Annotated in this window: 17 protein-coding genes, 7 tRNA genes and 3 rRNA genes; 2 read left to right on the top strand and 25 right to left on the bottom strand. The window is 40.8% G+C overall.

The genetic code is table 11. From position 1 onward, the window contains the following. Positions 1–16: 16 nt before the first annotated feature. The 14 genes from EL076_RS02025 to EL076_RS01960 form a co-directional block, all read right to left on the bottom strand. Positions 17–949, bottom strand: a complete 933-nt coding sequence (locus EL076_RS02025; protein WP_126429041.1) for a manganese-dependent inorganic pyrophosphatase — start codon at positions 947–949, stop codon at positions 17–19. Positions 950–1,037: 88 nt separating this feature from the next. Beyond that, positions 1,038–1,109: transfer RNA gene (locus EL076_RS02020), tRNA-Glu, on the bottom strand. A gap of 7 nt (positions 1,110–1,116) precedes the next feature. Next, a tRNA-Thr gene (locus EL076_RS02015) sits at positions 1,117–1,189 on the bottom strand. Positions 1,190–1,202: 13 nt separating this feature from the next. Continuing rightward, positions 1,203–1,284: transfer RNA gene (locus EL076_RS02010), tRNA-Leu, on the bottom strand. Between the two features lie 5 nt (positions 1,285–1,289). Further along, a tRNA-Lys gene (locus tag EL076_RS02005) sits at positions 1,290–1,362 on the bottom strand. A 19-nt stretch (positions 1,363–1,381) separates the two neighbouring features. Further along, positions 1,382–1,454: transfer RNA gene (locus EL076_RS02000), tRNA-Asp, on the bottom strand. A gap of 2 nt (positions 1,455–1,456) precedes the next feature. Further along, positions 1,457–1,529 (bottom strand) — tRNA-Val (locus tag EL076_RS01995). A 5-nt stretch (positions 1,530–1,534) separates the two neighbouring features. Beyond that, positions 1,535–1,650 (bottom strand): 5S ribosomal RNA (gene rrf, locus EL076_RS01990). 83 nt (positions 1,651–1,733) lie between these two features. Further along, positions 1,734–4,633, bottom strand: a 23S ribosomal RNA gene (locus EL076_RS01985). A gap of 146 nt (positions 4,634–4,779) precedes the next feature. After that, positions 4,780–4,852 (bottom strand) — tRNA-Ala (locus tag EL076_RS01980). A gap of 54 nt (positions 4,853–4,906) precedes the next feature. Continuing rightward, positions 4,907–6,454 (bottom strand): 16S ribosomal RNA (locus EL076_RS01975). Together the 16S, 23S and 5S rRNA genes with 7 tRNA genes alongside form the textbook arrangement of a ribosomal RNA operon. 405 nt (positions 6,455–6,859) lie before the next feature. Beyond that, positions 6,860–7,408: a ribosome hibernation-promoting factor, HPF/YfiA family gene (gene hpf / locus EL076_RS01970; protein WP_003093130.1), complete on the bottom strand. Its 549-nt coding sequence runs from the start codon at positions 7,406–7,408 to the stop codon at positions 6,860–6,862. A 77-nt stretch (positions 7,409–7,485) separates the two neighbouring features. Then, the gene (locus EL076_RS01965; RefSeq protein ID WP_003093132.1) at positions 7,486–8,148 is read right to left on the bottom strand and encodes a ComF family protein; all 663 of its coding nucleotides are present in this window, start codon (positions 8,146–8,148) and stop codon (positions 7,486–7,488) included. Next, positions 8,129–9,448, bottom strand: a complete 1,320-nt coding sequence (locus EL076_RS01960; protein WP_126429039.1) for a DEAD/DEAH box helicase — start codon at positions 9,446–9,448, stop codon at positions 8,129–8,131. Before EL076_RS01960 ends, EL076_RS01965 begins: the two co-directional genes overlap by 20 nt. A gap of 54 nt (positions 9,449–9,502) precedes the next feature. Between EL076_RS01960 and EL076_RS01955 the strand changes: the two genes are divergently transcribed. Together EL076_RS01955 and cysK are read left to right on the top strand one after the other, a co-directional pair. After that, complete coding sequence (locus EL076_RS01955) at positions 9,503–10,129, top strand: YigZ family protein (protein WP_003093151.1); 627 nt, start codon at positions 9,503–9,505, stop codon at positions 10,127–10,129. A 101-nt stretch (positions 10,130–10,230) separates the two neighbouring features. Further along, a complete protein-coding gene (gene cysK, locus EL076_RS01950) occupies positions 10,231–11,157 on the top strand; it encodes a cysteine synthase A (RefSeq protein ID WP_003093123.1) in 927 nt (308 codons plus the stop codon). Positions 11,158–11,321: 164 nt separating this feature from the next. Here cysK and EL076_RS01945 read toward each other — a convergent pair whose 3' ends face one another. From EL076_RS01945 to EL076_RS01895, 11 genes are all read right to left on the bottom strand, one after another. Further along, positions 11,322–11,981 (bottom strand): CBS and ACT domain-containing protein, encoded by a 660-nt coding sequence (locus EL076_RS01945; RefSeq protein WP_003093134.1) that lies wholly within the window; start codon positions 11,979–11,981, stop codon positions 11,322–11,324. A gap of 134 nt (positions 11,982–12,115) precedes the next feature. Beyond that, positions 12,116–12,826: an ABC transporter ATP-binding protein gene (locus tag EL076_RS01940; RefSeq protein WP_126429037.1), complete on the bottom strand. Its 711-nt coding sequence runs from the start codon at positions 12,824–12,826 to the stop codon at positions 12,116–12,118. Next, positions 12,826–13,590: an ABC transporter ATP-binding protein gene (locus EL076_RS01935; RefSeq protein WP_003093115.1), complete on the bottom strand. Its 765-nt coding sequence runs from the start codon at positions 13,588–13,590 to the stop codon at positions 12,826–12,828. Before EL076_RS01935 ends, EL076_RS01940 begins: the two co-directional genes overlap by 1 nt. A gap of 2 nt (positions 13,591–13,592) precedes the next feature. After that, complete coding sequence (locus EL076_RS01930; protein ID WP_003097900.1) at positions 13,593–14,543, bottom strand: branched-chain amino acid ABC transporter permease; 951 nt, start codon at positions 14,541–14,543, stop codon at positions 13,593–13,595. 3 nt (positions 14,544–14,546) lie between these two features. Then, on the bottom strand, positions 14,547–15,431 hold the full coding sequence (locus tag EL076_RS01925) for a branched-chain amino acid ABC transporter permease (protein WP_003093154.1): 885 nt from the start codon (positions 15,429–15,431) through the stop codon (positions 14,547–14,549). A 43-nt stretch (positions 15,432–15,474) separates the two neighbouring features. Further along, complete coding sequence (locus EL076_RS01920) at positions 15,475–16,650, bottom strand: ABC transporter substrate-binding protein (RefSeq protein WP_126429035.1); 1,176 nt, start codon at positions 16,648–16,650, stop codon at positions 15,475–15,477. Positions 16,651–16,805: 155 nt separating this feature from the next. Then, positions 16,806–17,087, bottom strand: a complete 282-nt coding sequence (locus EL076_RS01915; RefSeq protein ID WP_003093153.1) for a DUF2129 domain-containing protein — start codon at positions 17,085–17,087, stop codon at positions 16,806–16,808. Beyond that, positions 17,080–17,529, bottom strand: coding sequence for a YlbF family regulator (locus EL076_RS01910; protein ID WP_003093149.1), 450 nt, complete (start codon positions 17,527–17,529; stop codon positions 17,080–17,082). Before EL076_RS01910 ends, EL076_RS01915 begins: the two co-directional genes overlap by 8 nt. 86 nt (positions 17,530–17,615) lie before the next feature. Continuing rightward, positions 17,616–18,206 carry an ATP-dependent Clp protease proteolytic subunit gene (locus tag EL076_RS01905; RefSeq protein ID WP_003093117.1) on the bottom strand — a complete coding sequence of 197 codons (591 nt, stop codon included), beginning with the start codon at positions 18,204–18,206 and terminating at the stop codon, positions 17,616–17,618. A 183-nt stretch (positions 18,207–18,389) separates the two neighbouring features. After that, positions 18,390–19,019 (bottom strand): uracil phosphoribosyltransferase, encoded by a 630-nt coding sequence (gene upp, locus EL076_RS01900; RefSeq protein WP_126429033.1) that lies wholly within the window; start codon positions 19,017–19,019, stop codon positions 18,390–18,392. Between the two features lie 202 nt (positions 19,020–19,221). After that, a complete protein-coding gene (locus EL076_RS01895; RefSeq protein WP_126429031.1) occupies positions 19,222–20,385 on the bottom strand; it encodes a MalY/PatB family protein in 1,164 nt (387 codons plus the stop codon). Positions 20,386–20,388 lie beyond the last annotated feature (3 nt).

Genomic DNA, 20,388 nt, shown 5'->3' with positions numbered 1-20,388 from the left:
TTGACCAAGAGCCATTTTATGCATTAAAGCTTTCAGTCAACTGTGGTACTACTTGTTTCTTACGAGAAACGGCACCTTCAAGGAAAGCATGATTATTTTCTAAAACAAAATCAAAAGCATTTTCAACTTTATCAGTATTTGAACCAAGTGTAAGAATTTCTGAATTTGAATTAAGAATATCAGTAATCATTAAAACAAAGTCAGAGTATCCATTGCTTTTAATTGAGTCAGTAATAGCTTCTTCGATTTCCTCTTGACGAGAAAGAACATCGGTAATATCAACTGTATTAACTTGTGCAACACGAACTTTATTGCCATTCAATTCAAAAGTTTTTGCATCAATATCAATAAGTTCTTCAGCAGATTTAGAAGAAAGATTAGTACCAGCTTTAAGCATAGCAAGTCCATATTCTTCCAAATTAACACCAGCAATTTCTGCAAGTTCAGCTGCTACTGCAGGGTCTGAAGCATGGGTAGTTGGAGATTTAAGAAGAAGAGTATCAGAAATCAAACCTGACAAGAGCAAACCAGCGACATCTTTAGGAACTTCAACATTATTTTCTTTAAACATGCGATAAACAATCGAAGAAGCTGAACCTACAGGTTCTAAACGCATCATTAAAGGATTAGCTGTCTCAAAGTTAGCCACACGGTGGTGATCCACTACTTCAATAACTTCTACTTCCTTAATATCTGAAATAGATTGTTGAAACTCATTATGGTCAGTAAGAATAACTTGATTTACACCCTCTGACTGTGCTGACTCAACAACACGAGGAGCATCTACAGAAAAATACTCAAGTACAAAAGCAGTCTCTTCATTTGGAGTACCCAAAGCAACAGCCTCAGCATCAACACCAAGTTGGCGTTTCAAATAAGCGTAACCATAAGAAGAACCAATAGCATCAGAATCAGGATTTTGGTGACCAAACACAAAAACTTTAGACATATATTCACCTCAAAAATAATATTATACTATATTATAACATATAAGAAAAAGAAACAAAATAAAAAGAGTAACCTAAGTTACTCAAGTATAGTCCGTACGGGATTCGAACCCGTGTTACCGCCGTGAAAAGGCGGTGTCTTAACCCCTTGACCAACGGACCATCTTTATGCCGGCTACATGACTTGAACACGCGACCCTCTGATTACAAATCAGATGCTCTACCAACTGAGCTAAGCCGGCTAACTTTTTCTAATGCGGGTGAAGGGACTTGAACCCCCACGCCGTTAAGCGCCAGATCCTAAATCTGGTGCGTCTGCCAATTCCGCCACACCCGCATATATGACCCGTACTGGGCTCGAACCAGTGACCCATTGATTAAAAGTCAATTGCTCTACCAACTGAGCTAACGAGTCTCAAATATTTCTACTTGAACGGTCCCGACGGGAATCGAACCCGCGATCTTCGCCGTGACAGGGCGACGTGATAACCGCTACACCACGGGACCTATGGGAGTTAACGGGATCGAACCGCTGACCCTCTGCTTGTAAGGCAGATGCTCTCCCAGCTGAGCTAAACTCCCTTTGTGCTAAGCAACTACCGTATCTAACAGGGGGCAACCCCCAACTACATCAGGCGTACTAGGGCTTAACTTCTGTGTTCGGCATGGGAACAGGTGTATCTCCTAGGCTATCGTCACTTAACTCTGAGTATTCTCAACTCAAAATTGAATATCTATACTGTATCAAGAAACCAAATCGTTGTCAATATGTCTCAGTTACTTTCTTTGGATAAGTCCTCGAGCTATTAGTATTAGTCCGCTACATGTGTCACCACACTTCCACTTCTAACCTATCAACCTGATCATCTCTCAGGGCTCTTACTGATATAAAATCATGGGAAATCTCATCTTGAGGTGGGCTTCACACTTAGATGCTTTCAGCGTTTATCCCTTCCCTACATAGCTACCCAGCGATGCTCTTGGCAGAACAACTGGTACACCAGCGGTAAGTCCACTCTGGTCCTCTCGTACTAGGAGCAGATCCTCTCAAATTTCCTACGCCCGCGACGGATAGGGACCGAACTGTCTCACGACGTTCTGAACCCAGCTCGCGTGCCGCTTTAATGGGCGAACAGCCCAACCCTTGGGACCGACTACAGCCCCAGGATGCGACGAGCCGACATCGAGGTGCCAAACCTCCCCGTCGATGTGAACTCTTGGGGGAGATAAGCCTGTTATCCCCAGGGTAGCTTTTATCCGTTGAGCGATGGCCCTTCCATACGGAACCACCGGATCACTAAGCCCGACTTTCGTCCCTGCTCGAGTTGTAGCTCTCGCAGTCAAGCTCCCTTATACCTTTACACTCTGCGAATGATTTCCAACCATTCTGAGGGAACCTTTGGGCGCCTCCGTTACCTTTTAGGAGGCGACCGCCCCAGTCAAACTGCCCGTCAGACACTGTCTCCGATAGGGATAACCTATCTGGGTTAGAGTAGCCATAACACAAGGGTAGTATCCCAACAACGCCTCACTCGAAACTGGCGTCCCGAGGTCATAGGCTCCTACCTATCCTGTACATGTGGTACAGATACTCAATATCAAACTGCAGTAAAGCTCCATGGGGTCTTTCCGTCCTGTCGCGGGTAACCTGCATCTTCACAGGTACTAAAATTTCACCGAGTCTCTCGTTGAGACAGTGCCCAAATCATTACGCCTTTCGTGCGGGTCGGAACTTACCCGACAAGGAATTTCGCTACCTTAGGACCGTTATAGTTACGGCCGCCGTTTACTGGGGCTTCAATTCATACCTTCGCTTACGCTAAGCACTCCTCTTAACCTTCCAGCACCGGGCAGGCGTCACCCCCTATACATCATCTTACGATTTAGCAGAGAGCTGTGTTTTTGATAAACAGTTGCTTGGGCCTATTCACTGCGGCTGACCATCAGTCAGCGCCCCTTCTCCCGAAGTTACGGGGCCATTTTGCCGAGTTCCTTAACGAGAGTTCTCTCGCTCACCTGAGGCTACTCGCCTCGACTACCTGTGTCGGTTTGCGGTACGGGTAGAGTATAATTAACGCTAGAAGCTTTTCTCGGCAGTGTGACATCACTAACTTCGCTACTAAACTTCGCTCCCCATCACAGCTCAATGTTAGAGATATAAGCATTTGACTCATATCACACCTCACTGCTTGGCCAGACACTTCCAATCGTCTGGTTTAGTTAGCCTACTGCGTCCCTCCATCACTATATACTCTAGTACAGGAATATCAACCTGTTGTCCATCGGATACACCTTTCGGTCTCTCCTTAGGTCCCGACTAACCCAGGGCGGACGAGCCTTCCCCTGGAAACCTTAGTCTTACGGTGGACAGGATTCTCACCTGTCTTTCGCTACTCATACCGGCATTCTCACTTCTATGCGCTCCAGCACTCCTCACGGTACACCTTCTTCGCACATAGAACGCTCTCCTACCATACCTATAAAGGTATCCACAGCTTCGGTAATATGTTTTAGCCCCGGTACATTTTCGGCGCAGGGTCACTCGACTAGTGAGCTATTACGCACTCTTTGAATGAATAGCTGCTTCTAAGCTAACATCCTAGTTGTCTGTGCAACCCCACATCCTTTTCCACTTAACATATATTTTGGGACCTTAGCTGGTGGTCTGGGCTGTTTCCCTTTCGACTACGGATCTTAGCACTCGCAGTCTGACTGCCGATTATATCTCATTGGCATTCGGAGTTTATCTGAGATTGGTAATCCGGGATGGACCCCTCACCCAAACAGTGCTCTACCTCCAAGAGACTTAACATCGACGCTAGCCCTAAAGCTATTTCGGAGAGAACCAGCTATCTCCAAGTTCGTTTGGAATTTCTCCGCTACCCACAAGTCATCCAAGCACTTTTCAACGTGCCCTGGTTCGGTCCTCCAGTGAGTTTTACCTCACCTTCAACCTGCTCATGGGTAGGTCACATGGTTTCGGGTCTACGACATGATACTAATGCGCCCTATTAAGACTCGGTTTCCCTACGGCTCCGTCTCTTCAACTTAACCTCGCATCATATCGTAACTCGCCGGTTCATTCTACAAAAGGCACGCTCTCACCCATTAACGGGCTCGAACTTGTTGTAGGCACACGGTTTCAGGTTCTATTTCACTCCCCTCCCGGGGTGCTTTTCACCTTTCCCTCACGGTACTGGTTCACTATCGGTCACTAGAGAGTATTTAGGGTTGGGAGATGGTCCTCCCAGATTCCGACGAGATTTCTCGTGTCTCGCCGTACTCAGGATACTGCTAGGTATAAAGACTATTTCGAATACGAGGCTATTACTCTCTTTGGCCTACCTTCCCAGGTAGTTCTTCTATAATCTTTAAGTCCACGTTGCAGTCCTACAACCCCGAAGAGTAAACTCTTCGGTTTGCCCTCTTGCCGTTTCGCTCGCCGCTACTAAGGCAATCGCTTTTGCTTTCTCTTCCTGCAGCTACTTAGATGTTTCAGTTCACTGCGTCTTCCTCTACATTACCTTAACAGTAATGAGTGACAGGCATTACCTGCCGGGTTCCCCCATTCGGACATCTCTGGATCATTGCTCACTTACAGCTCCCCAAAGCATTTCGTTGTTAGTCACGTCCTTCATCGGCTTCTAGTGCCAAGGCATCCACCGTGCGCCCTTATTAACTTAACCTTATTTTGGCCTTTCGACCTAACTCATTAAATATTCACAGCGTTTCGGTTTATTTTCTTGTTACTATCTATATGTAATTACTTACATATGGAATTTGATATAGATATTCAATTTTCAATGGACAATACTTGAATCTTTCGATTCAATGGAGCCTAGCGGGATCGAACCGCTGACCTCCTGCGTGCAAAGCAGGCGCTCTCCCAGCTGAGCTAAGGCCCCACAAGACCTCTCAAAACTAAATAAGAAACTCAAGTACATTCCGTTTTTCCTTAGAAAGGAGGTGATCCAGCCGCACCTTCCGATACGGCTACCTTGTTACGACTTCACCCCAATCATCTATCCCACCTTAGGCGGCTGGCTCCAAAAGGTTACCTCACCGACTTCGGGTGTTACAAACTCTCGTGGTGTGACGGGCGGTGTGTACAAGGCCCGGGAACGTATTCACCGCGGCGTGCTGATCCGCGATTACTAGCGATTCCGACTTCATGTAGGCGAGTTGCAGCCTACAATCCGAACTGAGATTGGCTTTAAGAGATTAGCTTGCCGTCACCGACTCGCAACTCGTTGTACCAACCATTGTAGCACGTGTGTAGCCCAGGTCATAAGGGGCATGATGATTTGACGTCATCCCCACCTTCCTCCGGTTTATTACCGGCAGTCTCGCTAGAGTGCCCAACTGAATGATGGCAACTAACAATAGGGGTTGCGCTCGTTGCGGGACTTAACCCAACATCTCACGACACGAGCTGACGACAACCATGCACCACCTGTCACCGATGTACCGAAGTAACTTTCTATCTCTAGAAATAGCATCGGGATGTCAAGACCTGGTAAGGTTCTTCGCGTTGCTTCGAATTAAACCACATGCTCCACCGCTTGTGCGGGCCCCCGTCAATTCCTTTGAGTTTCAACCTTGCGGTCGTACTCCCCAGGCGGAGTGCTTAATGCGTTAGCTGCGGCACTGAATCCCGGAAAGGATCCAACACCTAGCACTCATCGTTTACGGCGTGGACTACCAGGGTATCTAATCCTGTTCGCTCCCCACGCTTTCGAGCCTCAGCGTCAGTTACAGACCAGAGAGCCGCTTTCGCCACCGGTGTTCCTCCATATATCTACGCATTTCACCGCTACACATGGAATTCCACTCTCCCCTTCTGCACTCAAGTTTGACAGTTTCCAAAGCGAACTATGGTTGAGCCACAGCCTTTAACTTCAGACTTATCAAACCGCCTGCGCTCGCTTTACGCCCAATAAATCCGGACAACGCTCGGGACCTACGTATTACCGCGGCTGCTGGCACGTAGTTAGCCGTCCCTTTCTGGTAAGCTACCGTCACAGTGTGAACTTTCCACTCTCACACTCGTTCTTGACTTACAACAGAGCTTTACGATCCGAAAACCTTCTTCACTCACGCGGCGTTGCTCGGTCAGGGTTGCCCCCATTGCCGAAGATTCCCTACTGCTGCCTCCCGTAGGAGTCTGGGCCGTGTCTCAGTCCCAGTGTGGCCGATCACCCTCTCAGGTCGGCTATGTATCGTCGCCTAGGTGAGCCGTTACCTCACCTACTAGCTAATACAACGCAGGTCCATCTTGTAGTGGAGCAATTGCCCCTTTCAAATAAATGACATGTGTCACCCATTGTTATGCGGTATTAGCTATCGTTTCCAATAGTTATCCCCCGCTACAAGGCAGGTTACCTACGCGTTACTCACCCGTTCGCAACTCATTCAAGAAGAGCAAGCTCCTCTCTTCAGCGTTCTACTTGCATGTATTAGGCACGCCGCCAGCGTTCGTCCTGAGCCAGGATCAAACTCTCATTAAAATCTTTAATAATTGTTCGAGCGTTAACTCATTACCGTCGTCTGACGATTTATTCTTGTAAATTGACAGGTTATAATTCTTCTATCATAACCCTGCACTTGGTTTCTTATTCAGTTCTCAAAGGTCTTTGTCTCTCTTGAGACAACTTCTATATTCTAGCAAAGATAGAATATCTTGTCAACACCTTTTTTAAAGTTTTTTTCACTTCTTGGCGTTTGCCGTCCCTTTCGAAACAGCTTATTTATAATATCATCTCTGCTTAAACTTGTCAATAACTTTTTTAAAGTTTTGGAACCTTTACGAGTTAGAGACAAATCACTTAAGACAACTTTTATATCTTAGCACCCTTTTGGATAGCTGTCAAGATATTTTTTTAAAAATAATAAGCAGGGTATAAACCTGCTTATTATTTTGCTTCAATCAAGCCATAGTTACCATCTTCACGCTTATACAGTACGTTAGTCATATGATCTTTGCTATCAGTATAGATAAAGAAATCGTGTCCCAACAACTCCATTTGAAGAATTGCTTCTTCAACATCCATTGGTTTCAACTCAATATTTTTAGTTCTTACAACTTCAACAGTTGGTGCTTCTTCAATTTCTTCTTTAGTAAATTCAGCTGAGAACACTTCACCTCTTGAAACTTTCTCACGATGCTTACGTGCAATTTTTGTTTTGTTTTTACGGATTTGTCTTTCAATCTTATCGACCACTAAGTCAATAGAACCATACATATCTTGTGAAACATCTTCTGCACGTAGTGTTACAGAACCTGTAGGGATAGTAACTTCTACTTTAGCTGTCTTTTCGCGATAAACCTTAAGATTTACACGTGCATGTAGTTCTTGGTCTTCGTTGAAGTATTTTTCAACTTTGCTAAGTTTACTTTCAACATAGTCACGAAGTGCTTCAGTTACTTCGATGTTTTCGCCACGGATACTATATTTAATCATAAAAGACCTCTTTCTCGCTTGTTAGCGTTTTCTTTATCTTTATTATATCCTTTTCATGAAAATTTGCAAGGGTTTTATTATCTAGCCAAGGAAAAGGTCAAAACTTCTTTGACATCTAAGTCATCCAATAGTTTGACCATTTGATACAGGGTAGATCCTGTTGTGTAAATATCATCGACTATGATGATCTTACTTGGCAGCTCAATACCTTTCTTCAAACTGAAAGGATTATCTTGACTTAACCTCTCTTCGCGTGTTCTCGAGGATTGCTTCTCGATGTCTCTTTTTTCAAAAATGTTTTTATAGGGGATTCCCTCTAGTAATCCTTTAACTTGATTGAATCCTCTATCTTCCAGCCGTTCTTCCGACAAGGGGACAGGTACTAAGATATAACCTTTCTTTAAAAAAGGCTTTAAATTGGCTTTAATTTCTTGTTGAAATATTTTTCTAAGGCAATAATCTCCCATAAATTTATAGCGACTAAAATACTCTTTCATATTTTCTTCATAACAATAAATGGCAAAATGTTTTGGAATATAGCCTTTTTTCGCCCAAATTTTGCAATCAATGCAACTATTTCCATCTATTATTTTATAACAATTTGAACATCTCGCCTTCCCAAGCTTTTTAAATTGACCTTTACAATCTTCACAAGAATACTCTCTTCTTTGTTTAAACATAATTAAATCACTTAATTGAGCTACTGATTCAATCCATTCATTACATAGTAGACACTTCATTTTCAAAGCCTCCTTTTTTATTCATTGCATTTATTTCTTTCCGACATTGCAACATTGATTTAGATAATCCTTCATGAAAGAAATAGAGTTTCCCTGTAGGTCTCTCGGGCGAACGCCCCACCCTACCACCAATCTGAATAAGACTCGAACTAGTATATAAGTGATGATTTGCCATACAAACAAAAACATCTACTTGTGGAAAGGTAACACCACGTTCGAGAATAGTTGTTGTCACTAAGATTGACAGTTCTTTTTTTCGGAATTTCTCTACGATGGTTGAACGCTCCTCGCTTTTTGATGAAACAAAGGATATGTTTTCAGTAGGGAGGTATTTTTTTAGGGTAATACTAAACTTTTCACCTACTGCTATATTGGGAAAAAAGATTAATAGAGGAAAATTTGATTTACGCTGCTTCTTAATCTGGTGAATTAGAAGGCTTGGGAGCTTGCCGTTCGTCAACGACTTTTGTAACCTTCCTTGCCAAAAGAAACGAGGAAGGACTAAAGGATTTCCATGGAAGCGTCTGGCAAGGTGATGCTTTTCTAAAGCTCCAAGGCGAACTTGCTCCTCTAAAGCTAATGTAGAAGTTGCTGTTAAGTAAATATATCGACCTGTTTCCGTCTTTGCTTGTTTAACAGCATGATTTAACATGACATTCCCTACAAAGGGGAAGGCATCAACTTCGTCAACAATAATCAAGTCAAAGCTATGATAAAATTTTAGTAATTGATGAGTGGTAGCTATAACGAGCGGACTACCATCATATGGTTCACTATCAGCATGAAGCAGAGAAATACTACAAGTAAAATCTTTCTGCATACGTAGAAACAATTCTCGACAAACATCAACTCGGGGACTTGCAATGGCGACACGATTTTTATTTTCAAGAACATAGGCAACAATCTTATAAATCATCTCTGTCTTACCAGCACCAGTCACTGCATGAACAAGACTGTGTTTTTGATTTTTATAAGTCTTTAATAGCTTTTCCGAGACCTCATTTTGATAAGGAGTCAGTTTTCCTAACCATTTCAAGACAGGAAAATCTACTTCTGATTTTTCTGAAGGAAAGTAATAGAGTTCTTTACCTTCTTGGTTTCGACCAAAGACAATACACGCTCTACAATAATACTGACCATTCGGTAATTGCCAATCTTCCTCTATTTGACTATAACATCTTTTACATCTAAGTTTTTTATCAACCTTTATCATACTTTCTAATTTTACAGCCTCTGAGAGATAGTCCACTGGTAACTGTGCTTTCGTAAATAGTCGTCCATAATATTCTTTAGGTATCATATCTTTCTATTCGAAAATATGTTTGAATTTACCTTTTTATGATAAAATTTTTTTATGGACTACAAAACAATTGCCAACGATAGAATCGTTGAAGAAGAAATCAAAAAATCTCGTTTCATTTGTCATTTGAAACGCATTAGTAATGAAGAAGAAGGGAGAGAGTATATCGCCCAGATTAAGAAAAAACATCACAAGGCCAATCACTCTTGCTCTGCAATGATTGTCGGAGACGATGGTCAAATTAAGCGTTCTAGTGATGATGGCGAACCTTCTGGAACCGCTGGGGTGCCCATGCTTACTGTTCTAGAAAAACAAGGACTTACTAATGTCGTAGCAGTTGTGACTCGCTATTTTGGTGGAATCAAACTTGGGGCAGGTGGTCTTATACGCGCTTACTCTGGTAGTGTTGCCCATGCAATCGAAGAAATTGGACGAGTGGAAATCAAAGAGTTAGCGGGCCTAATTGTAAATTTGACCTACTCTCAATACCAAGTTTTCTCTAACTTCCTTGAAAAAGAAGGTCTCCAAGAATTTGATACAACTTTCTTATCAGAAGTTTCTACCACTTTGTTTGTTGAAGAGTCTGAGATTGAAAGACTCGGTCAAGAGCTCACTGAGTTCTATCAGGGAAAAGTTAATTATGAAAAATCTGGAAAGAAAATTGTTGAGATTCCTGTCTGATAGTCAAACATTATCACAGTGATAAAGAAGATGTATTTTACAAGTTAGTTCTACCGTCGTATACTTAAAACCATCAATCAAAGATTAAGAGGATTTTAAATATGGCAATTTACAATTCAATCACTGAACTTGTTGGCAAAACACCTGTTATTAAACTCAATTCTATTGTTCCAGAAGGATCAGCAGATGTTTATGTTAAACTCGAAGCATTTAATCCTGGTTCTTCAGTTAAAGACCGTATTGCTCTTCGTATGATTGAAGATGCTGAAAAAGCTGGTACGATTAAACCTGGTAATACTATTATTGAACCAACTTCAGGTAATACCGGTATCGGTCTCGCTTGGGTTGGTGCTGCTAAAGGTTACAAGGTAGTCATCGTAATGCCTGACACAATGAGTGTTGAACGACGTAAAATCATCCAAGCCTACGGTGCTGAACTTGTTTTGACTCCTGGTAGCGAAGGAATGAAAGGTGCTATCGCTAAGGCTAAAGAAGTTGCTGCTGAGCGCAATGGTTGGGTACCACTCCAATTTGCTAACCCTTCAAATCCAGCTGCCCATGCTGCCACAACCGGTCAAGAAATTCTGGAAGATTTTGGGGCAGATGGTTTGGATGCATTCGTAGCTGGTATCGGTACCGGTGGTACTATTTCGGGTGTTTCTAAAACTCTGAAAGCTGCTAACCCAAACATCAAAGTTTATGGTATTGAAGCTGACGAATCTGCTGTCTTGAACGGTGATAAACCAGGACCACACAAAATCCAAGGTATCTCAACCGGCTTTATCCCTGACACATTGGATACAAAATCATATGATAGCGTTGTACGTATTCCTTCTGATGAGGCTATCTCAACATCACGTACATTGGGTAGCAAGGAAGGTTTCCTAGCTGGTATCTCATCAGGTGCTGCTATTGCTGCTGCTCTTAAAGTTGCTGCTGAACTCGGCGAAGGTAAAAAAGTATTGACACTTTTGCCTGATAATGGTGAACGTTACCTTTCTACAACACTTTATGATTTCCAAAACTAACAAAAAAGAAGCTGAACATTTAATGTTCTAGCTTCTTTTTTGTTGTTAAAAACTTATAGCCAGATGCTGATCGTTCCAATAGAAAAAACAACCTGTTGTTAATATACTGACCTATAGGAGTAGGACACCGAAATAAACTCGTTTAGTCTTGACTCCTTTTCTTATTAGTCTAATTCTTTTGCTTCTGTTTCAGCAATTTCAACAACTGTAAACCCTGCTTCTACAAAAACTTTTTTAAGGTATTCTGGTTCTACATCCCCTTCAACTTGTAGTTCGACGCGAAGCACGGTATCAGTTTTTGGTGCAACAATTGTACGTTCAATGTTGAGATTTTCACTAGAAATGAGGTTGGCAATTTTTTCTAGGATACGTGGTGTGTCTAAGACTTCAAGCCCAATACGGATTCCAGCTTGACCATAACCAGAAATTTCCAAGAAAGCACGAAAGACATCTTTATCTGTAATAATTCCAGAAATTTGGTCATTGTCTACTACTGGAAGAACTCCAACCTTGTTTTGCAGCATAATGTAGATAGCATCCTCAAGGCTAGCATATTTGGAAACAGTAAGGACATTCTTAATCATGATATCTCCTACTTTTGTCTTATTAAGGAGATAGTTCATTTCATAAATGGACAAGCTAGTTGCTTTTGATGGTGAAGCCTCCGCTATTGTACCTTCTGTAATAAGACCAACCAATTTATCGTGTTCAATTACTGGCAAACGGCGCAAACCTTTGTCACGCATAATGTCTGTAGCTGCTGCAACTGTTGTTTCTGGTGAGACATAAACTACACGTTTCGTCATAAAATCTTTTACTGCCATGTTTCATTTTCCTCCGAATGATTTCTTACTTGTATTATACCACACTAATTGAAACCGATTGCATTATTTTGCTGAAAAATTAGTACCTTACAATCAGTATGAGACTATAGAAAAACGCCCTTGGGCGCTTTTTCTTATCCTCCAAGATAGGCTTTACGAACTTCGTCTGATGCAAGAAGTTCTTTACCAGTACCTGAAAGAACCACTTTACCAGTTTCAAGAACGTAACCTCGATCCGCAATTGATAAAGCCTTATTGGCATTTTGTTCAATCAAAAGAACTGTAGTTCCTTGCGCCTTGATATCTTCGATAATATCAAAAATTTCTTGAATAAAGATTGGAGCAAGCCCCATTGAAGGCTCATCCAAAAGCAAAAGTTTCGGACGACTCATAAGGGCACGACCCATAGCCAACATCTGTTGCTCACCACCAGAAAGTGTTGCGGCGTCTTGATTCTTACGCTCTTCTAGACGTGGGAAACGTTGGAAGACTTTTTTCAATAGAGCTGTATTTTCTTCTTTATTTTTATGAAGGAAAGCACCCATTTCAAGATTTTCCATTACGGTTAATCCTGCAAAGACGTGACGTCCTTCAGGCACTTGTGCCAAACCGTCTGCAACAATCTTTCGAGCTGGTGTTTTGTGAATGTCATTTCCAAGGTAAGAAATAATTCCTTCAGTTGGACGAACAAGACCTGAGATTGTACGAAGAATAGATGTTTTACCTGCTCCATTGGCTCCGATAAGAGTTACAACTTCACCTTCATTAACCTCAAAGCTAACGTTTTTAACAGCCTCAATAGAACCATATTTAATTGAGAGATTTTCAACCTTTAACATAGCCATTACGCTTCACCTCCCAAGTAAGCTTCGATAACACGCTTGTTATTCTTAATTTCATCAGGTGTTCCTTCTGCAATCAAGCGTCCATATTCTAAAACATAGATACGCTCAGTGACATCCATAACCAAACTCATATCATGCTCAATCAAGATAATTGTAATACCAAAGTCTTTTTGAATTTGACGAATATGAGCAGTCAACTCAGCTGTTTCTTGTGGGTTCATACCCGCAGCTGGTTCATCAAGGAAAAGAATTTTAGGTTCCGTTGCAAGTGCACGAACAATTTCCAAGTGACGTTGTTGTCCATAAGCCAAGTTTTTCGCAAGTGTATCTGCCTCATCATCCAAGTTAAAGATAGCCAAAAGTTTCATAGCTTTGTCTTTCAACTCGTCCTCACTTGAATAGTACTTAGGCAAACGTAAAAGTGATGCGAAGAAGTTTGAAGGTTGCTTATTTGATAAACCAACAAGAACATTTTCAAGTACAGTCATGTCTTTGAAAAGGCGGATATTTTGGAAAGTACGTGACAAACCGAGTGAAGCGATTTTATAAGGTGCTTTACCGTTGAGAACTGTACCATCAAGCGTTACAGTCCCTTCACTTGGCTCATAGACACCAGTCAAAAGGTTGAACAAGGTTGTTTTACCAGCACCGTTTGGCCCGATAAGCCCAACCAACTCACCTTCATTGAGTTCCATTGAAACGTCACCAACAGCAGTCAAACCACCAAAGTTTTTAGTTAAATTTTTAACTTCAAGAAGTGCCATTGTTATTTGCCCTCCTTAGATTTATTGAAGAATTTTGAGAGATAGAGTTCTTTTGTTCCAAGAAGCCCACCTGGACGGAAGAGCATTACAAGAATCAAAGCCAAGGCGTAAATAATCATACGAAGGTTTGAAACGTTTTGGAGGAACATGTTGATAATACCAAGAACAACAGCAGCAATGATAGTACCTGTAATTGATCCAAGACCTCCAAGAACGGCAATGATAAGGTAATCAATTGACTTCATGATTGTGAAGTCTTTTGGCACGACAGTCCCGATATAGCTGACATAAAGTGAACCAGCAATCGCTGAAATCATGGCACCGATAACGAATATAATAACCTTCATTTTTGTAACATTGACACCCATTGACTCTGCAGCAATTTCATCTTCACGAAGAGTGATTGCTTGGCGACCAGTTGCTGAACGCAAGAAATTGAGTACCAAGATTGTAATGATAACTACAAAGAAATAGATGACAGGCCAGCTTGTATAAGGAAGAATTCCAGTCAAACCAGCGGCACCATTGGTCAATTCACCACCATTAACGATAATGATACGGATAATTTCAGCCATACCGAGAGTTGCAATAGCAAGATAGTCACCTTTCAAACGAAGGGTAGGTATACCAAAAATAAGGGCAACGACAGCTGCGATGATGACACCTACAACCATTGAGAGGTAGAAACCATCATAAGTTGGCATCATGCCAGTGATGATAGCTGATGAGTACGCACCGATTGCCATGAAACCGGCTTGTCCAAGTGTAAATTGTCCGGAGAAACCAAGAACTAAGTTAGTACCAAGTCCCATAAGGATTGAAATCCCAATTCCCATTAAGATTTGGATGTAGTAAAGATTCATAATACCTGAAAGTTCAAGACCTTTCAAGATAAGGAAGAGTCCAATGATAAGACCAAACCAAATAAGGTTTACTTTTAGATTTTTTTTCATGTCTTACACCTTCTCTTTCACATTTTTACCGAGAATACCCGCTGGACGAAGCAAGAGGATAACTATCAAGACACCATAAACAATGGCATCACGGTAACTTGATAAACCAATTGCAGTTGACAAAGTCTCTAAAATACCGATAACAAAACCACCGAGTGCTGCACCAGGAATAATACCGATACCACCAAGAACAGCGGCAACAAAAGCTTTAATACCCGGAGTCATCCCCATAAGAGGTTCAATTGAGTTATAGTAAAGACCAATGAGGACACCGGCAGCCCCTGCAAGTGATGATCCAAGAGCAAAAGTGAAGCTAATCGTATTATTAACATTAATACCCATCAACTCTGCTGCGTCGCTATCTACAGATACAGCACGCATAGCTTTACCCATCTTAGTCTTCTTAACGATCAACTGAAGAGCAACCATAAGTACAAGAGCAACTACCAAAATGAGCAACTGCACATTTGTCACAGAAATTGACCCAAGATGATAAGTATGCATCTTGATTGATTGTGGGAATGAACGTGTATCTGCACCTACAAAGTAAACCATGATGTACTCAAGAAAGAATGACACACCAATGGCCGTTATCAAGGCAGAAATACGTGTTGAATTACGGAGTGGACGATAAGCCAAGAATTCAATAACTACCCCTAAAATTGCACAGACAATCATAGAAAACACAAGGGCAATCCAGAAGTTCATCTTCAAGCTGTTAATCGCATAGTAACCAACGAAGGCACCCATCATATAGATGTCTCCATGGGCAAAGTTAATCAATTTGATAATCCCATAAACCATGGTATATCCAAGGGCAAGTAGGGCATAGATACTACCCAAGATAATACCATTGACTAGTTGTTGGGGAAGTTGTTCAAAAAACATATATAACCAAACTTTCTAGTTCATTTTCAGTATAGATAACAGATTATTTTTCAATTTCAACGGCTTCCGCTGAAACTTCTTCACCATTATCTCTTTTAACCATAAGAGCTGCTTTAATAGGGTTATGATCCTTATCAATCGTCATTTTACCAGTAACCCCGACAAAGTTTTTCAAATGTGCTAAGTTATCGGCAATATCAACTGAAGTTTTCGTATCTTTTGATGCTTCTGCAATCATATAAACAGAATCGTAAGCTAGAGCAGCAAACATATTTGGTTCAGTGTTGTAAGCTTTCTTATATGCTTCAATGAAACCTGATGCCTTGTCAGAAAGAGCAACATTTGTTGAATATCCTGATACATAGTAGACGTTTGAAGCATTCTTTTTACCTGCAAGCTCAGTAAATTTCGCATCACTGAACCCATCAGGTCCAAGGATTGGTTTATCAATTCCAAGGTCACGTGCTTGTTTAGTGATAATACCAGTCTCAGTATAGTAACCAGGCATTACAATCGCATCATAGTCAAGGTCTTTAAATTTAGTCAAAGCTGACTGATAGTCCTTGTCACCTGACGCAAAGGTAGCCTCAGTAACAATTTGCCCCTTATATTCGCGTTTAAACTCGTCTGCAATACCTTTGGCATAGTCTGAGGCATTATCATAGTAGAGAACTACTTTCTTAGCATTCAAATTACTGTAAGAATAAGCTGCCAAAACTTTACCTTGGTAGCTGTCCTTAAAGGTTGTACGGAAAACAAATTTCTTAGCTCCGTTAGTATCTACCGTAAGGTCATCCTGCGTACCTGAAGGTGTCAGCAAAGGAACCCCTGTTTTTTGTGAGACGATGCTAGCCGCAGCGACAGCACCTGATGTCGCTGGACCAACTATAGCATTTACATTACTCTGAATAGCCAAGTTCGTTGAGGATGTTGAAGCTTCAGCGTTTTCAGATTTATTATCTTTTGTGACAAGCTCAAGTTTCTTGCCATCGACGCCACCTGCTTTATTAATTTCATCAACAGCCAACTTAATACCATTCTGCTCTGCCTTACCATAGGCCGCAACAGCACCTGTCAACTCCATGTTAACACCAATTTTGATTGTATCCCCAATCTTAGTACCTTTGGCATTAGCAGTCACATCTGGTGACTTGCCACAGGCAACCAAGAAAATGGAAGCAAAAAAGGCTAACACAATAAGTGTGATCTTTTTAGACATAAGATTTCTCCTTAATATTTTCTTAAAAAAGTCCACCTTATAGATTACAGAATTATCAGACAATTGTCAACCACACATAACTAAGATTCAACTACAGTAATCGTTTCCATTGCTTTTAAAATAACACTTTAAGAATAAAAAAACTTTTCTCCTAGCTAAAGAGAAAAGTTTTTAAAATGTTCAGGGACCGAGGTGTCGTAGCGTTCCAGACTACCTACAAAATCCATATCAATATCAGAATAATAAGAAGGAAGAACTTTTTTGACCGCCTTCATTCCTTCAAGCTCTGTCAAGATGTCCTTAACCCTGTCTTGATCTACATAAAGGTGCACATAACGCATCTTATAAGAATGGTAGATAACATCGCCAAACTTGGCAATCTTACGTAAGTCTCTATTATAGTATAAATAAACAATAATTCCTTGACGCTTAATCATGACTCATCTTCTCCTTTATGTTAGTATCACCCTTTTTATGATGAGGTTTATGAGGTGCAAGAGGTAGCCTAGTATCAATGAAAATTTGATTTGAGATAGCTTGAGCAACCTCCTCGCCAAGTGAAGCTAGTATTATCTGTAAATCGAACTCCGCCTGACGATAGCCTATAACCACCTCGTTGAGATCAATTTGTCGCTTCATTCGCAAAACCTGACGTTTCAAGTCTCTCACATCTGGTCTAAAAGACTCATACTCCTTAGCCTTATCATAGCTTTCCTTTAATTCCTGAAATTCCAAAAGTAGCTCTTGAAGTTCTCTGGTATTTTCTAATTTCTGCCGTTTTAAACGGTAATTTTCTACTTCTGGCAGTCTTAGAAAATGTAAAACAAGACTGTCTATTGCTTGATCAATAGCAAGTAGCTCCTCATTGATTATTAACATGTTTCCTATTATAACACAAAAAGTCAGATGAAACGGTTCTTATATAAACCGATTAGCATCTGACTTTTATCTTAGATAAGCTAGGCTTATTTTAATTGGTTGTTGGTCATGATTTCATCAATGAAGCCATATTCAAGTGTTTCTTGGGCACTCATCCAATTATCACGTTCAGCATCAACATGAACTTTTTCAATTGACTGACCAGAATTATCAGCCAAGATTTGCTCCAAGTTATTACGAGTCTTGAGCAAGTGTTCAGCTGCGATAGCCATATCTGTTTGTTGAGTACCACCACCAGTACCACCCATTGGTTGGTGAATCATGTATTCTGCATTTGGCAACATGAAACGTTTACCTTTAGTACCGCTTGAAGCGATAATTGTACCCATTGATGCTGCCATACCCATAACGATGGTTTGAACATCAGACTTGATGAAGTTCATTGTATCGACAATGGCAAGACCTGCTGAAACTGACCCACCAGGTGTATTAACATAAAGATAGATATCTTTTGTATTGTCTTGGGCATCTAAGAACAAGAGTTGAGCGATAATTGAGTTTGCCATATTATCTTCTACAGGACCTGTTAACATGATAATACGATCCTTGAGCAAACGTGAGTAAATGTCATAAGAACGTTCACCACGTGATGTTTGTTCAATAACTACAGGAATCATATGAATTCTCCTTTTAATATTGTCTTGATGTTATTATATGATTTTAGTCAAATTAGGTCAAATAAAAAACATTTTTCTTAGCACTCATTTAAAAAGAGTGCTAAATAAGTAAAAAAACAGGTTATTATTAAGATTTCCTAAGTCATTACCCTATTAAAAAAAGGGAAATTTTCCCTTTTCAACTTATTTTGTACCAAACAGACGGTCACCTGCATCTCCAAGACCTGGAACAATATAACCATTCTCATTAAGTTTCTCATCCAAAGATGCTGTGTATATATCAATATCTGGGTGAGCATCTTGCAATTTTTTTACACCTTCTGGTGCGGCAACTAAACATACAAACTTGATATTAGCTGCTCCACGTTTTTTTAGTGAATCCACCGCCAAAATTGCTGAACCACCAGTTGCAAGCATTGGGTCCACTACAAAAATCTGACGTTGATCAATATCTTCTGGCAATTTAACCAAGTACTCAACTGGCTCAAGTGTTTCTTCATCACGGTACATACCAATATGACCAACTTTTGCTGCAGGTACGAGGCTAAGCAAACCATCGACCATACCAATACCCGCACGAAGGATTGGAACAATTGCCAATTTTTTACCAGAAAGTTGTTTTTGAGCTGTTTTTGTAATTGGTGTTTGAATTTCAACCTCTTCAAGAGGGAGATCACGCGATACTTCATAACCCATAAGCATAGCGATTTCATCAACCAACTCACGGAAGTCCTTAGTAGAGGTATCCTCACGACGTAAGATTGAGAGTTTGTGTTGAATCAATGGATGTGAAATAACTTGAAATTTACCCATAATAGTTTCTTCCTTTGCTTTATATTCACTCCATTATATCAAAAACACAAAAAAAACGCTTGCTTTAATTACAAACGTTTTTGGAAAGGAGCCAATTTTATTTTTAAATAGATGAATCTTACCTGTTGCTAAACAATAGCCAAGAACTGCTAAGCTACCAATAGCCGCAGTCAAAACCAAACGTTCTCACGGGTGGTTTTGACTAATTTCCAAAGACAGAAACCAAACGTTTCACACCTTCAGCAACAACTTTAGTTGGCGTAGCTACGTTAAATCGGAAATGTTTTTCTCCTTCAGAACCGAAAGTAATACCGTCATTTAGCACTACCTTAGATTCTTCTTTAAGCAAACGTCCAAGTTCATTATGATCTTGATTATAAGCTGAAAAATCAAGCCAGACCAAATAAGTTCCCTCAGGTTTCATAACTTCGATATTAGTCTTTTCACTAAGCTCCTTAGTTAAAAGGTCAATATTAGTTTCAAAAACTGTCTTCAATTCCTCTAGCCAAGGTTGACCGTAGGTAAAGGCAGCTTGGGTTGTAATCAAACCAATGGTTGGAATTTCATGTTGATTATTAGCCAATTGTTTTTGTTTAAAGGACTTACGCAAGTCTTCATTTTCAATGATGGTAAAACTATTCTTGGTACCAGCAATATTAAAGGTTTTTGTCGCTGAACTAAGGACCAAAGTGAAATCCTTATAGGCGTCTGAAATTGTATTTAGAGAGATATGCTTATTGCCATACAAGGCCAAGTCTTGATGGATTTCATCAGATACCAAGAGAACACCATGTTTCTGGCAAAGGTCTGCTACCTTGGTCAATTCTTCCTTAGTCCAGACACGACCACCTGGATTATGTGGACTACAGAAGACATAGAGTTTTACATCATCGCCTACAATATCACGTTCCAATTGCTCAAAATCAATTTCAAAATGCCCGTTAACCTTAACAAGACTATTCTCAATCAACTTGCGATTATTCAAGCGGACAGAACGAGCAAAAGGCGGATAAACTGGTGTATTAATGAGAACAGCATCGCCTTCTTTCGTAAAGGCCTGAATAGCTGTTGAAATAGCTGGGACAACCCCTTCAATAAGCACAATACTCGCCTTATCAACTGAATAGCCATGTTGATTTTTTTCCCAATCTATGATGGATTGGTAAAGCTCATCACTTGGATAAGGGTAACCAAAGATATGCGTTTCAGCATAGTTGATGACCGCATCTCTAATTTCAGGAACAGGTAAGAAGTCCATGTCAGCAACCCAAAGCTCAAGTAGTTCTGGATCACTTTCGGCTTCGTGCCATTTCATAGTGTTTTGATTTAAGCGATCTGGTTGTGTTGTAAAATCATAACGTGTCATAGA

The organism is Streptococcus vestibularis, assembly GCF_900636445.1.
In the GTDB taxonomy this organism is placed as follows: domain Bacteria; phylum Bacillota; class Bacilli; order Lactobacillales; family Streptococcaceae; genus Streptococcus; species Streptococcus vestibularis.
The sequence above is the reverse complement of the archived record's forward strand: the minus strand, read 5'-3'. Positions and strand labels throughout refer to the sequence as shown.

Excerpts from the sequence above, each read along its gene's own strand:
- EL076_RS02025 (WP_126429041.1), bottom strand. The coding sequence starts at position 949 with ATGTCTAAAGTTTTTGTGTTTGGTCACCAAAATCCTGATTCTGATGCT.
- hpf (WP_003093130.1), bottom strand. The coding sequence starts at position 7,408 with ATGATTAAATATAGTATCCGTGGCGAAAACATCGAAGTAACTGAAGCA.
- EL076_RS01965 (WP_003093132.1), bottom strand. The coding sequence starts at position 8,148 with ATGAAGTGTCTACTATGTAATGAATGGATTGAATCAGTAGCTCAATTA.
- EL076_RS01960 (WP_126429039.1), bottom strand. The coding sequence starts at position 9,448 with ATGATACCTAAAGAATATTATGGACGACTATTTACGAAAGCACAGTTA.
- EL076_RS01955 (WP_003093151.1), top strand. The coding sequence starts at position 9,503 with ATGGACTACAAAACAATTGCCAACGATAGAATCGTTGAAGAAGAAATC.
- cysK (WP_003093123.1), top strand. The coding sequence starts at position 10,231 with ATGGCAATTTACAATTCAATCACTGAACTTGTTGGCAAAACACCTGTT.
- EL076_RS01945 (WP_003093134.1), bottom strand. The coding sequence starts at position 11,981 with ATGGCAGTAAAAGATTTTATGACGAAACGTGTAGTTTATGTCTCACCA.
- EL076_RS01940 (WP_126429037.1), bottom strand. The coding sequence starts at position 12,826 with ATGGCTATGTTAAAGGTTGAAAATCTCTCAATTAAATATGGTTCTATT.
- EL076_RS01935 (WP_003093115.1), bottom strand. The coding sequence starts at position 13,590 with ATGGCACTTCTTGAAGTTAAAAATTTAACTAAAAACTTTGGTGGTTTG.
- EL076_RS01930 (WP_003097900.1), bottom strand. The coding sequence starts at position 14,543 with ATGAAAAAAAATCTAAAAGTAAACCTTATTTGGTTTGGTCTTATCATT.
- EL076_RS01925 (WP_003093154.1), bottom strand. The coding sequence starts at position 15,431 with ATGTTTTTTGAACAACTTCCCCAACAACTAGTCAATGGTATTATCTTG.
- EL076_RS01920 (WP_126429035.1), bottom strand. The coding sequence starts at position 16,650 with ATGTCTAAAAAGATCACACTTATTGTGTTAGCCTTTTTTGCTTCCATT.
- EL076_RS01915 (WP_003093153.1), bottom strand. The coding sequence starts at position 17,087 with ATGATTAAGCGTCAAGGAATTATTGTTTATTTATACTATAATAGAGAC.
- EL076_RS01910 (WP_003093149.1), bottom strand. The coding sequence starts at position 17,529 with ATGTTAATAATCAATGAGGAGCTACTTGCTATTGATCAAGCAATAGAC.
- EL076_RS01905 (WP_003093117.1), bottom strand. The coding sequence starts at position 18,206 with ATGATTCCTGTAGTTATTGAACAAACATCACGTGGTGAACGTTCTTAT.
- upp (WP_126429033.1), bottom strand. The coding sequence starts at position 19,019 with ATGGGTAAATTTCAAGTTATTTCACATCCATTGATTCAACACAAACTC.
- EL076_RS01895 (WP_126429031.1), bottom strand. The coding sequence starts at position 20,385 with ATGACACGTTATGATTTTACAACACAACCAGATCGCTTAAATCAAAAC.